At 50.7% G+C, this 13615-nt stretch carries 12 protein-coding genes; 4 read left to right on the top strand and 8 right to left on the bottom strand.

The annotated features are described in order from the left end of the window. Nucleotides 1-107: 107 nt before the first annotated feature. From JQX58_RS08030 to JQX58_RS08020, 3 genes are all read left to right on the top strand, one after another. Nucleotides 108-1466, top strand: a complete 1359-nt coding sequence (locus JQX58_RS08030; protein ID WP_204146318.1) for an MFS transporter — start codon at nt 108-110, stop codon at nt 1464-1466. Nucleotides 1467-1475: 9 nt separating this feature from the next. Continuing rightward, nucleotides 1476-3815, top strand: a complete 2340-nt coding sequence (locus JQX58_RS08025; RefSeq protein ID WP_204146317.1) for a beta-glucosidase — start codon at nt 1476-1478, stop codon at nt 3813-3815. A gap of 185 nt (nt 3816-4000) precedes the next feature. Continuing rightward, entirely contained in the window at nt 4001-4906 is a 906-nt protein-coding gene (locus tag JQX58_RS08020; protein WP_204146316.1) for a helix-turn-helix transcriptional regulator, read from the top strand. 74 nt (nt 4907-4980) lie between these two features. Here the strand turns inward: JQX58_RS08020 and thiL are convergent, their stop codons facing one another. The 7 genes from thiL to nrdR form a co-directional block, all read right to left on the bottom strand. Beyond that, on the bottom strand, nt 4981-5934 hold the full coding sequence (gene thiL / locus JQX58_RS08015; protein WP_204146315.1) for a thiamine-phosphate kinase: 954 nt from the start codon (nt 5932-5934) through the stop codon (nt 4981-4983). 83 nt (nt 5935-6017) lie between these two features. Continuing rightward, a complete protein-coding gene (nusB, locus tag JQX58_RS08010; protein WP_204146314.1) occupies nt 6018-6497 on the bottom strand; it encodes a transcription antitermination factor NusB in 480 nt (159 codons plus the stop codon). Further along, a complete protein-coding gene (ribH, locus tag JQX58_RS08005) occupies nt 6497-6976 on the bottom strand; it encodes a 6,7-dimethyl-8-ribityllumazine synthase (protein WP_204146313.1) in 480 nt (159 codons plus the stop codon). Before ribH ends, nusB begins: the two co-directional genes overlap by 1 nt. A gap of 15 nt (nt 6977-6991) precedes the next feature. Next, nucleotides 6992-8131, bottom strand: a complete 1140-nt coding sequence (ribBA, locus tag JQX58_RS08000; RefSeq protein WP_204146312.1) for a bifunctional 3,4-dihydroxy-2-butanone-4-phosphate synthase/GTP cyclohydrolase II — start codon at nt 8129-8131, stop codon at nt 6992-6994. A 34-nt stretch (nt 8132-8165) separates the two neighbouring features. Next, nucleotides 8166-8837, bottom strand: a complete 672-nt coding sequence (locus tag JQX58_RS07995; RefSeq protein WP_204146311.1) for a riboflavin synthase — start codon at nt 8835-8837, stop codon at nt 8166-8168. Then, nucleotides 8837-9982: a bifunctional diaminohydroxyphosphoribosylaminopyrimidine deaminase/5-amino-6-(5-phosphoribosylamino)uracil reductase RibD gene (ribD, locus tag JQX58_RS07990; RefSeq protein ID WP_204146310.1), complete on the bottom strand. Its 1146-nt coding sequence runs from the start codon at nt 9980-9982 to the stop codon at nt 8837-8839. The genes JQX58_RS07995 and ribD overlap by 1 nt, the downstream gene beginning before the upstream one ends. Further along, the gene (gene nrdR / locus JQX58_RS07985; RefSeq protein ID WP_204146309.1) at nt 9983-10456 is read right to left on the bottom strand and encodes a transcriptional regulator NrdR; all 474 of its coding nucleotides are present in this window, start codon (nt 10454-10456) and stop codon (nt 9983-9985) included. 266 nt (nt 10457-10722) lie between these two features. Here nrdR and ettA point away from each other — a divergent pair, with 266 nt between their 5' ends. After that, nucleotides 10723-12384 carry an energy-dependent translational throttle protein EttA gene (gene ettA, locus JQX58_RS07980; RefSeq protein WP_204146308.1) on the top strand — a complete coding sequence of 554 codons (1662 nt, stop codon included), beginning with the start codon at nt 10723-10725 and terminating at the stop codon, nt 12382-12384. Between the two features lie 55 nt (nt 12385-12439). Here the strand turns inward: ettA and JQX58_RS07975 are convergent, their stop codons facing one another. Next, the gene (locus tag JQX58_RS07975) at nt 12440-13603 is read right to left on the bottom strand and encodes a PIN domain-containing protein (protein WP_204146307.1); all 1164 of its coding nucleotides are present in this window, start codon (nt 13601-13603) and stop codon (nt 12440-12442) included. Nucleotides 13604-13615: the final 12 nt, after the last annotated feature.

Raw genomic sequence — 13615 nt, 5'->3', positions numbered from 1 at the left:
CATTTTTTAGACACTTAGCAAAAATCCGCCCTTAGTTAAGCAAAATGACGTGCGTGCCGCTGTGTGAGTTTTGATAGTCTGCTCACATAATAAACTGGAGAAATCTTATGTCACTTTCACTCAATTCTAATAACAGCTATGTGAAGATCTCCCGAACCGAAAAGTTTGGGTACGGACTAGGCGACTTCGCGTCGAATCTATCGTTTGGCTTTGTATCGTTGTTTTTGTTGTTCTATTACACCGATATTTACGGCATCAGTGCCGCCCAAGCCAGTGCTATTTTTGTCATCGCCCGCGTGGCCGACGCCATTTTTAACTTGGTGATTGGCTATTTTGTCGATAAAACCGATACCCGCTTCGGTAAGTTACGCCCGTTTATTTTGTATGGCACCCTACCGCTTGCGCTGCTGACCGTAGCCTGCTTCTTAGTGTTTGAAACAGATTACAAATTTGCCTTTGCGCTGTTCACTTACACCCTGTACTGCTTGGCGTACACCACAGTCAATACGCCCTACTCAGCGATGACCAATATGCTGACTCAAGACGAGCAATCACGGGCGTCGTTGTCAGTATATCGCTTCGCGCTGGCCAGTATTGGTTACTTGGTGGTGTCGACCACCGCTGATCCGCTGGTGTCGCTGTTTGAGACGCCACAAACTGGCTATATCGCGGCTGTCGCGATTTACTCAGCATTGGCGTCGTTGACCTTCTTTGCTTGTTTTGCCATGACCAAAGAGCGTGTCGCAGTGGAACGAGACAGCACGCCCGTCGGCGCCAAAGTCATCATTAATACAGTGTTTAAAAACAAGCCGCTGATCAATGTGTCTTTGTACACTATGTTTTTCTACATCGCCTACACCGTGTGGATGGCGATTGCGATCTACTTTATTAACTATGTGATCGGCGATGCCTCGTTTACCACGCAGTTTTTCTTGATCCAGACCGCGTTTTACACCTTTGGTGTAATCATTTCTGAAAAGCTGATCGCCATGCTGGGCAAAAAAGCCCTAACCCAAGCCGGTCTTGTATTTGGCGCAGCCGGTCTGTTGTTCCAATACTTTATCGCTGGCGACAACGTCACCCTGATCATGATCGGCGTGTGTATGTTTAGCGTTACTCTGGGCATTGGTTTTGTCACCATGTGGTCGATGGTGCCAGATACGGTGGAATACGCCGAATGGCATCATGAAGTGCGCGCCGAAGGCACGATTTATGGCTTCTATAACTTCATCACCAAAATTGCCATGGCGGTCGGTGGTGGCTGTGCTGGTCTATTATTGGACAGCTTCAACTACTCAAGCGATGCGGTGAGCGCCGAAGCCATCGCCGGTATCAATTTTAGTATGACGATTTTCCCTGCTGCGATGTTTATCTTGTCGATGATCGTGGTAGCGCTGTACACGCTTAACGAACACAACTACCGCGAGCTGATTGCCAAAATCGACGCGCGTAAAAGCAACACCTAATGGACTCTTATGAAACACTCACATGAAACGCTCATCAGCCAAATGACCACCGACGAGAAAGTGGCTTTCTTGTCGGGCAAAGCGCTGTGGAAAACTACCCCGTTTGCGCACTTGGGCATTCCTAGCGCCACCATGACCGATGGCACATATGGCGTGCGCTACAGCAGCGAGCAAATCGACGACGATGCCAATTGGACCATCAGCGATTTCTTAAACGTGGTGCACCAATCCGCCGACGATCAAGGTGAGCAGAAAAAAGGCAGTGAAGCCTTGTTTGGCCAAACCTTGCCGGCCACCTGTTTTCCGAACGGCTCAGCGCTGGCGTGTAGCTGGGACACTGAGCTGGTGTATCAAATGGGGCAAGCCTTGGCGCATGAATGCCAAGCGTTGGGCGTGGATATTTTGCTCGGCCCTGGTATCAACTTGCGCCGCACACCGCTCTCTGGGCGTGGTTATGAATACTATTCAGAAGACCCAGTCGTCAGCGGTGAGCTGGCAGCAGCCTTGATCAACGGCATGCAGGATGAAGGCGTTGGCGCGAGCCTCAAGCACTTTGCCTGCAATAACTCTGAGTTTCGTCGCACCGAGATGGATTCGATCGTGGATGCGCGCACGCTGCACGAGCTGTATTTAGCGGGCTTTAAGCGCGCCATCGATAAGTCCAACCCATGGACCGTGATGTCGTCTTACAACCGTTTAAACGGCGAACAAACGTCCCAGAGCCACACCTTGTTGACGCAAATTTTGCGCGAACAATGGGGCTACAACGGCTTAGTAATGTCCGATTGGTACGGCATCAAAGACCGCCCGGCTTCACTACTGGCGGGCAATGATTTGTCGATGCCTGAAGTACAACGTGACAAGCGCGATTTATTGGCCGCGATCAACGAGGGCCGTGTACCCATGTCGGTGGTGGACGAGTCTTGTGCGCGTCTGCTGACCCTGCTAGATCGCCTACAACTGGATCAGAAAACCACTAAGCCGACCACGGATTTCAGCGCGCATCACGCTTTGGCCCAGCAGATCGCCGAAGAGTCGATTGTGCTATTAAAGAACGACGAGCAAACCTTGCCATTAGACGCTAAGCGCTTTCAGCGCGTGGCAATCATCGGCCCAGGCGCTCATGAGCCAGTCATTCAAGGCTCTGGCTGTGCTACTACAGTGCCGTATGTGTTGGATCGCCCACTGGATGAAATCATTGATGTAGCGGGTGATGCGTTTGATATTCACTTTGCCAAAGGCGTCGGCGCCGACGATCAAGCCGATGACGAAGCCCTAGCGCAGGCGGTCCATATCGCCCAGCACAGCGATGTGGCGGTGGTGTTCGTCAATACGGCGATCGGTGAAGACGGTGAAAATGGCGATCGCCAAAACCTGTCGATCCTCGCCGCCCACGAGCAGTTGATTCATAAGGTGTCACAAGTTGCCCCTAGAACCGTCGTGGTCTTGAGCAACTCGGATGCGGTCGAAATGCCCTGGCTGGACCAGTGTCACGCCCTGCTTGAGACCTTCTTTGCGGGTCAAGGGGTCGGTAAGGCGGTGGCTAAGCTGCTGTTTGGTCACGCTAACCCAAGCGGCAAGCTCACGGTGACGGTGCCGAACTGTCTGGAAGAAACACCGGCGTTTTTGCATTATCCAGGGGAAGCCTTGCGTCATCATTATTCGGAAGGCATTTACGTAGGCTATCGCTATTACGATAAGCGTAAGATGACGCCCCGCTTCCCATTTGGTTTTGGTCTAAGCTACACCCAGTTTGAGTATCAAGCTCTGAGTCTTAGTCACACCACCTTGGCCGCAGACGATGCCCTGACCGTGTCAGTCACTGTGACCAATAGCGGCGATCGTGCGGGTAAAGAAGTAGTACAAGTGTACTTAACGCACCCAGACGGCGAATTGGCCCACGCGCCAGTGAATCTTAAAGCCTTTAGCAAAGTGGCGCTCGCAGCAGGCGAGACGCAAACCGTTGAACTGACGCTCAGCGCAGAAGACTTCCGCTCCTATCACCCTACGCTTGAGCAATGGATCACGGAAGCCGGCACCTATGAGATCTGTGTCGGGGCGCACTCACGCGAGCTGCCACTGCGCGCCAGCGTGCAAGCACTGGGCACAGCGCATCGCTTGCCACTTAACGTGGACAGCTCTTTGGTGCAGCTGATCAACGATGAACGCGCCTTTGCTCAGATCGTGGCATTGGTGGCAGACAAGAGCGGCCTTGCGCCTGAGGTGATTCGTGAGCGCTTGATCAATATTGCGCCGGAGCTGTTCTGCGGTTTTTATATTGCCCTGACGGAGTTTTTGGGCGTCGATGTATCACGCCAAGCGTTGGCGGATGCGCTACACTACGATTAATACAACAAGCATAATTTAGGGCACAGGATTGGCCCACCCAAGCCGCTGGCACAGTGCCCAGAGAACACTGTGCTGGCGTTATATAAAGGGGCGTAAACGCTCCAATCAATACATAAAAATTATAAAATACACCGACAATGCAACCATTTAATTCAGTGAAAAGACAGGCTGAATATTTAGAGCCGATGTCGTCAACCTGTGAGCTGATCGTATTTGATTCGGAGCACCTTAATGTCTTTGCGGCGGAAGTGACTTATTGCCAACCGCATTGGCACAAGGCCCCCGAGTTTAGCTATATATTGCGCGGCGGCTTCACCTTTACGGTGAACCAGCAAGAGATCACCTTGCAACAGGGGGACTTCGTCTATATCGGCCCGGATATTATTCATGCCATCGAGCAGTCGACGCCACAAAGTGCCTTGGTCACTTGGCAGTTTGACGCCACCCTGTTTGATCGCAATCATGCGCCAGTGACGGGTTATCAGACCATCACGCCGACGCACGCCAACTATGACGCCCTGCGCCAACTGGCCGACACGCATCTAGCGGCATTGCTACAAACCTCAGCGGGCTTTGCTAGCCTTGCGAATACCTATCAATTATTAGCTGGGATAGAACAAGCCAGCCACAGCCAAGCCAAGCTGGCGTCGACAACAGAAGGCAAAGACGATCAGGTAATTAAAGAAAGCATTGGCTTTATCAATCGCCATTACCAAGAGCAAATCACCATTGCCCAATTGGCTGACCAAGCCCACTTAAGCTATTACCATTTCTCGCGTTTGTTTAAAAAAGTCAGCGGTTACAGCCCGTTTGAATACTTGTCCATGGTGCGCGTCAACATGGCTAAGCCACTGCTCAAAGACGTGCAACTGCCGATCACTGAAATCGCCCAAGCAGTCGGCTTTAACGAACATCGCCATATGACCGCGGCGTTTAAAAAGTATTGTGGCGCGACGCCTTCCGAGTATCGCAAAAGCTACTACTCTGACTTTCAGTGGCGCTACAGTGACAAAGTCTTGGAATCCACGGACAATCGCCCGATTTTGCTCAGCGATGCGCTCACCATGCTGCGCCAAAGTATTCCTTCATAACGACAAAAGCCGTGTCACAGACACGGCTTTTGTTTACTTTGGCCAGGGCTTTTTGAGCACGCTTGCGTCAGCGCTTAAAAATGCTGCCAGCCGCTCAGCTCGCCATCGTAACCATCGACGATCAATTCTTCAGAGTCCGTGATTTCTCCAATGCGCGCACAAGGCAAATGCAAGGTTTGCAGAATTAACTGGATCTCTTCGCGGGCGCTAGGCGGCGCGGTGAAGCATAGCTCGTAATCATCGCCACCGGTGAGTGCTAGCGCGTAGGCGCTTTCGGGGCGCCATTGGGCAAGCTCATCAGACACGGGAAGTTTGGCGTAATCCACATAGGCACCGACCTTTGAGGCGCGCAAAATATGCTGCAAATCTTGGGCGAGGCCATCAGAGATATCCATCATGCTGTGCACCACACGCTTTAAGGCCATACCGGCGATTAAACGTGGGGATGGGCGCCAATAGCGCTCATAGAAGTATTCGTAGCGTTCGGCTGACACTTGTAGCTCACCGGTCACTACCGGCACGGCTGCCGCGGCATCGCCTAAGGTGCCAGTGACGTAAATGTCATCGCCCACTTGAGCATGGCTGCGCAGACGTGTCATAGCTTGCTCGACATAGCCGTGCACTTGCAAAGTAATCGTCAGTGGGCCTTTGGTGGTGTCACCGCCGACTAATAACAAGCCAATCGGCTCCGCTAGCTCCGCCATGCCTTCGGCAAAGCCTGCTAACCATTGAGGATCGGACTCAGGCATCGTCAGGGCCAAGGTAAAGAATGCGGGCTTGGCGCCCATTGCCGCCAAATCACTGACACAGGTCGCGACCGCGCGATAGCCGATGTCGACCGGATCAGCATCGTAAGGAAAATGACGCCCTTCGACCATGGTATCCATGGAAAAGACTAGGGTTTGCCCTTCGGGTACTTGCACCTGAGCGCAATCATCACCAATGCCTTGCAATATATCGCCGCGCCCTTCGGTGTTGGCCATGACCGAGGCCTGAAAGATCGAGCGAATTAACTCAAACTCTTGCATAGTCGTCCTATCTCAATGCCGCTACAAAAAATCCCAGTCAAGCGGGGCCTGACTGGGATTCTTCAACACTTACTCAAACGCCCTTACTTGGCATTACGACGGGCAGCGATTTCTTCGCGGCGCACGTGCTGAGCAAGTTTGTCTAAAATGCCGTTTACGTATTTGTGACTTTCGCTGGCACCAAACGATTTCGCCAATTCAACACCTTCGTTGATCGCCACACGGTAAGGCACGTCTAAGCGTTCTACTAGTTCAAACGTACCGATACGCAACGTTGCCAATTCAATGGCATCTAACTCTGATAACGAACGATCAAGGTATTGCTCAAACTTCTCGTCTAGGGCTTTAGCTTTAGACGCTACGCCGTAAAGAAGCTCACGGAAGTAGGTCTTGTCGCAGCTTGCCATGTCGTGATCGACAGCAAATTGCGCTTCGATTTCATTGACCGATGATTGGTTCATCTGCCATTGGTAAAGCGCCTGCAAAGCAAACGAGCGCGACGCGCTACGCAGTTGCGAACGAGAAGGTTTTTTTGGCTTTTGTGCCTGGTCTTGATCACTCATTATTTGCTTTCCAATTCACGCAATACGGCTACTGTTTCTAGAGCAGAAAGTGCTGCTTCACCACCTTTGTTGCCGGCTTTAGTGCCAGCGCGTTCGATCGCTTGCTCGATGGTATCAACCGTCAACACGCCAAACGATACTGGGATACCGTATTGCAGTGCCAATTGGCCAAGACCTTTCACACATTCGCCCGCCACGTATTCAAAGTGCGGCGTACCACCACGGATCACTGCGCCTAGGGCAACAATGGCATCGTATTGGTTTTGCTCAGCGACTTTTTTCACGACCACAGGGATCTCAAACGCACCTGGCGAGTAGATCACAGTGATGTCTTCTTTTTTGATGCCGTGGCGTACTAGGGTGTCGATAGCGCCTTCTTTTAAGCTCTCAACGATGTAGCTGTTAAAACGGCCCACCACCAGCGCAAACTTGGCACCAGGTGCTGCGAAATGACCTTCATAAGTCTTAATATCGCTCATATCTGCCTCTAAACTTTAAACTTGATCGGCACTCACAGGAGCGCCCTTATATGGAATGAATTCCACCGTTTCTAAATCAAACCCAGTGACGGAGAATTTCTTCGGCGAGCTGAGCAAGCGCATCTTGCACACGCCCAAATCCCGTAGAATCTGCGACCCCGTCCCGACGGTCAGGTAAGTGCCTGAACCGCTTTTATGTGAACCTTTCCCCGCAGGTGGGTTCAGCGTGGTGGCGAAGCTGGCCGCTAGATCATTCGGATGATCCAACGTATCCACTAATACCACCACACCAGCGCCTTCTTTGGCGACGTATTCCAATGCGCCTGACATGGACCATTTGTGCTCGGTCTCGGAGGAGATGATTCCGGCGATATCACGAGCTGGGTCACGTACGTGAACCCGCACAAGAGTCGGTGTATCTGGCGTGATGTCACCTTTGACAAAGGCCATATGGCTAAGGCCTTGTACCGTATCGCGGTAGGTGATCAGATTAAATTCGCCCACTTCGGTTTGCACCACTTGCTCCGCTTCGCGTTGCACGGTGGTTTCGTTGAGTGTGCGGTAATGAATCAGGTCAGCGATTGTACCAATTTTTATGCCATGTTTCTCGGCAAACTTTTCTAAATCTGGACGACGCGCCATGGTGCCATCGTCATTGATCACTTCGACGATCACGGAGGCGGCTTCGTAACCTGCCATACGCGCCAAATCACAGCCTGCTTCGGTGTGGCCTGCGCGCGATAACACGCCGCCTGGTTTTGCCATCACTGGGAAAATATGCCCTGGCTGCACGATATCTTCTGGTTGAGCGTTGGCGGCGACGGCACGCTTCACGGTCAGTGCGCGGTCGGCCGCGGAAATACCTGTGGTCACGCCTTCGGCCGCTTCAATAGAAAGGGTAAAGTTGGTGCTGAAGGCGGCGCCGTTTTGATTCACCATCAAGGGCAGCGCCAGTTGTTTACAGCGCTCCGGTGTCAGCGTCAGACAGATCAAGCCACGGGCTTGCACGGCCATAAAGTTGATGATTTCCGGCGTGATGCATTCTGCCGGGACAATCAGGTCGCCTTCGTTTTCGCGATCTTCGTCGTCCATCAGAATGACCATCTTGCCTTGGCGCATGTCGGCCAAGATTTCTTCAATGGTATTAATTGCCATGGTACTTCACCTTCCTATTTCATTCAGTCACGGTTTAGCGGCGGCGCCCCATAAACCCATGTTCGGCTAAAAATGTCTCCGTTAAGGATGACACCTTTGGCTCGCTCTGTACGTTTTGCGGTGCGATTAAACGCTCTAAGTAGCGCGCGATCTGATCCACCTCAATGTTTACCTGAGTGCCCACCTGATAACTGGCCATAATGGTTTCTTGGGCCGTGTGTGGCACAATGCTGAGCTCAAATTCATCTGCATCAAGGCCGGTTACCGTTAGACTCGCACCATCGACACAGATCGAGCCTTTAAGAGCAATATAGCGCATCAACTCTGGTAACACTTTGATTCGATAACGAATACTTCGTGCATCCGGCCAGATGGCCACCACTTCGCCGGTGGCGTCCACATGACCGCTGACCAAGTGCCCGCCTAGGCGCGAAGTCGGCTGTAGGGCTTTTTCAAGGTTCACCTGCTGCCCAACTTGCCATTGACTTAGCGTGGTGTGCGCCAATGTCTCAGCGGAGACATCGGCCCAATAGCTGCTGCCTTCTAGACGTGTCACGGTCAAACACACGCCATTGGTGGCGATGCTGTCGCCCAGGGCGACATCGTGCATATCTAGGCTTTCGGCGTGGATTTTAAGCGCTAAATCACCGCCTTTGCGTTGGCATTGTGCCACGCGCCCTTGACCGGTAATGATGCCAGTAAACACTAGGCTTGTTCCTCTTCGTCATCACGATACTGTGGACGGTAGACAAATTTGATGTCTTGCCCGACTTTGCGCAGGTCGAGAAGCTCAAGATCGACCGCTTCGGACATCTGCTCTAGGGGTAAGTTTAGTAGTGGACGCGCTTCTGAGCCAAGTAACTTAGGCGCCATGTACACCACAAGTTCGTCGACTAGACCTGCGTCTAAAAAGGCGCCGGCTAGCACGGCCCCGGTCTCAACTAAGACTTCATTGATGCCTTGGTCGGCCAGTTGCCCCATGGCTTCCACCAAATCCAAGCGACCATCGTCGCCTAGTGGTAAGAAGCGCACGTCGACTTTTTTCTTTTGCAGCGTGGCTAAGTGCTCTTGCTCGATTTCTTCTTCGTCGCAGAACACGACTACTTCATTGGTCGGGTATAAGATCTTCGCTTCGGGTGGAATCGATAGCGCCGTATCAAGAATCACGCGCAGCGGTTGGCGCACGTCTTTGCTGTCAGCCGCTTGATCGTTGTCATCAATGCGCACCGTCATGCTGGGGTTATCGATGATCACTGAACCGATGCCAGTGACGATGGCAGAGCTTTGCGCACGCAAACGCTGCACATCTTGGCGCGCTTCAGGGCCCGTGATCCATTGGCTTTCGCCGGATTCCATCGCGGTGCGACCGTCGACACTCATGGCAAGCTTAACGCGTACAAACGGCAAGCCTTCTTCCATACGTTTGATAAAACCTGGATTAAGCGCGCGGCATTCGGCTTCCATAATCGGGCCGATTACTTCGATGCCGGCTTCTTTGAGCATAGTCAGGCCATTGCCTGCGACTTCTGGGTTGGGATCTTGCATGCCATAAACCACAGTCCCAACGCCCGCATTAATCAAGGCTTGCGCACATGGCGGTGTACGTCCAAAGTGGCTGCACGGCTCTAGCGTGACATAGGCGGTCGCGCCTTTGGCGTCAGTAGTGAGATTGGCCAGCGCTTGCACTTCGGCGTGGCCTTCGCCAGCGCGCTTGTGAAAGCCTTCACTGATCACGGCGCCGTCTTTGACGATGACACAGCCCACGCGAGGATTTGGATGGGTGGTGTAACGGCCGTGTTCGGCCAAGCGTATTGCTTGCGCCATATAATGTTGGTGAATCGGCTGCGTCATTTAGTTCTCCTCAGAGGTGCTGGTGCCGCTTTCGAGGCGTTCAATTTCTTGGCGAAACTCGCTGATGTCTTTAAAGCTACGGTAGACCGAAGCAAAGCGCACGTAGGCGACTTGGTCAAGGCGCTTAAGCTCTTCCATCACCGCTTCACCGATGATGCGTGACGGCAACTCGCGCTCGCCCGTGGCTTGTAGCTTTTCTTTGACACGAATAATGGCGGTTTCCACCGATTCGATGCTCACTGGACGCTTCTCCAGCGCTTTGATAATCCCCGAGCGAAGCTTGTCTTCGTCAAACGGCTCACGGCTGCCATCACTTTTGATCAATTTGGGCATTTGTAACTCAGCCACTTCAAAGGTGGTAAAGCGTTCTTGGCAATGGCCGCAGGTGCGACGACGACGTACTTGAGCGCCCTCGGAAACAAGTCGAGAATCAAGCACTTTGGTATCTTGAGTACCACAAAAAGGACAACGCATTTGGGTTCCAATGATTGGGAAAGTTGGTTCGATAACAGCCAAAAATTACTGGCTAATAATAGTCCAAGATAATAACAATCTCACTGCTATATAGCTACCGAGGGGGCGAGGTTTAGGGCGCGTCGAAGCGATTTGCAATGATTCTGCATTGGCTGTTGTTGTGCTATGCTTAGCGCCAACATTTGTCGGTATCAAGCACTCGCGCTTGGCGCGCTGCTTGGCATCAATTCAGTTTCGTTATTTCACGTAGGAACAGACCACAGCTTATGGCACAGTTTGTATACAGCATGAACCGCGTTGGTAAGATCGTACCGCCGAAACGCGAGATTCTTAAAGACATTTCCCTGTCGTTTTTCCCTGGCGCTAAAATCGGTGTTTTGGGTCTAAACGGCTCTGGTAAATCGACCCTATTGCGCATCATGGCAGGCGTTGACCAAGAATACATTGGTGAAGCACGCCCGATGCCAGGTCTAAAAGTCGGCTACCTACCACAGGAGCCAGAGCTTGATCCGGCGAAAGACGTGCGTGGCATCGTCGAAGAATCTGTGGCCGACGTAAAAGAAGCGCTTGTGCGTCTTGATGAAGTCTACGCCGCTTACGCCGATCCTGATGCTGACTTTGATGCGTTGGCGGCAGAGCAAGCTGAGCTGGAAAACCTGATCACAGCAAAAGACGGTCATAACCTTGATCGCGCCCTAGAAGTCGCAGCCGATGCGCTACGTCTGCCACCTTGGGATGCCAACGTTGAGCACCTATCTGGTGGTGAGCGTCGTCGTGTGGCGCTATGTCGTCTACTACTAGACAAGCCTGACATGATCCTTCTAGACGAGCCGACTAACCACTTGGACGCTGAGTCTGTCGCGTGGCTAGAACGCTTCTTGAAAGATTACCCAGGTACTGTGGTAGCGATCACCCACGACCGTTACTTCCTAGATAACGCTGCGGGCTGGATCCTTGAGCTTGACCGTGGTCACGGTATCCCATACGAAGGCAACTACTCTTCTTGGCTAGACCAGAAGAATGCGCGTCTTGAGATGGAAGCTAAGCAACAAGCGTCACACAACAAAGCCATCAAGTCTGAGCTTGAGTGGGTGCGCCAAAACGCTAAAGGCCGTCAGTCTAAGTCCAAAGCGCGTCTAGCACGTTTCGAAGAAATGAACTCAAAAGAGTTCCAAGAACGTAACGAGACCAACGAGCTGTACATTCCACCGGGTCCTCGCCTAGGTAACAAAGTTATCGAGATCGAAAACGTTTCTAAAGGTTTCGATGGCCGCGTATTGGTTGAAGACTTCAACATGGTTGTGCCACCAGGCGCGATCGTCGGTGTAGTCGGTGGTAACGGTGCCGGTAAATCGACCCTGTTCAAAATGATCGCCGGCATTGAGCAACCTGACTCAGGCACCGTGACCATCGGTGAAACCGTGCAACTAGCCTACGTTGATCAGATGCGTGAGCTAGATGGCGACAAGACGGTCTTTGAAGAGATCTCTGATGGCCAAGACATGATCACAGTGAACAACTGGAAAGTGCCTTCACGTGCCTACATCGGTCGCTTTAACTTCAAAGGCTCAGATCAACAGAAACTGGTGAAACACCTTTCAGGTGGTGAGCGTAACCGTCTGCACTTGGCGAAGCTGCTAAAAGAAGGCGGCAACGTCTTGCTACTCGACGAACCGACCAACGACCTGGACGTTGAAACACTACGTGCCCTAGAGGAAGCGCTACTAGCGTTCCCAGGTGCGGCAATTGTGATTTCCCACGACCGTTGGTTCCTTGACCGTGTGGCAACACACATCTTGGCTTACGAAGGTGACTCAAAAGCCGTATTCTTCGAAGGTAACTACCAAGAATACGAAGCCGACTACAAAGCGCGTACGGGTAAAGACGCAACGCCAACGCGTATTAAGTACAAACGTATCGACGCGTAATCCTCAGGATTATCCCGTCAGACACAAAAAAGCCGCTTCAAACGAAGCGGCTTTTTTATAGAGAAATGATATCCAAATTAATGCTTTCAACTTCGACTTCTAACTCACATCTATCTTGCCCTAAATAACTTAAATGTACCTCTAAGGCATGAGGGTTAATATTAAGGTCTATAGCGTCTATAACGATATTACTTTCGAGGTATCCTCTAAGCTCACCAGATATATGTTCTTCTCCATCAATAAGTTCCTCATCACACTCAAGTTTCTTTCTATATTCATATGGAAGTGTCTCATACGTTTCAGGAGAACAAAAAACATGCAATTCAAGCAAGCACTCCATATTAGTAGACAAGCTGAATTTATTGCCACCTAGAAATTTTGCTTTGGATACATACAAATCATTAAAGTCTAGCTCACCTGAAATTTCCGCTTGTACTGACCAATTATCCGAACTATCAACAATCTCTTTTAGATCATATGGCAAATCAATAGAGTCATATAGGAAGCCTTTCTCTAAATATTCTTCTCTCTTAAATTCACTTATAAACTCTTGGATAGATATATTAGCTGAAGAAGACTCTAAGGTTTCAAGAATGCTATTTATACGCCCATCCACACTATCTAGGTCGATAATGGCCTCCTTGATATCATTTTCCTCAAACAAATCATCTAATGAGGTACATACCGTAATAGTATTTAGTCTTGTACAGCAGCCAGAAAGGTGTTGATCTTTTGTAATTACATAAACATTAGATTCTGTAGAGAGCTTTCTGATACAGTCTAAAATCACAGCATCGGGGAAATCTTCACGACTTTTTGGCTTTTTGAAAGCCCCTATCCCAAGGAAGTAGTCATTGAAAATATCTTCAATTGATGTGTTATTGATCTTATATATTTCTATACCTTCTTGACTAGCCCATTCATGAAAACTCGGCTCAATGTCTTTGATAGCTTCCGAAATAGAAGACTCTATACTAGACAAAGAGTAATCACTTCCATAAACCTTACTATTCTTAAGCTTTCTTGCTTCTGAAATAACTTTTTCCATTGAAGCTTTAGATTCCGTAACTCTTTTAGTCAAATACTCCCTAGCAACAACTTCAGGTATAACAAGTTTCAAAAAACCTGATTTAACTAACCTCAAGAGCATTTGCATTCCAGATGTATCTGTACGAGTGCTGTGAATGATATTGGTATCTAAAATCACTTTGCGTTCCATCTACAACTTCCT

The organism is Marinomonas ostreistagni (genome assembly GCF_016888445.1).
Taxonomy (GTDB): Bacteria; Pseudomonadota; Gammaproteobacteria; order Pseudomonadales; family Marinomonadaceae; genus Marinomonas; species Marinomonas ostreistagni.
Note: the sequence above shows the minus strand (reverse complement) of the source record. Positions and strands in the feature narration are given on the sequence as shown.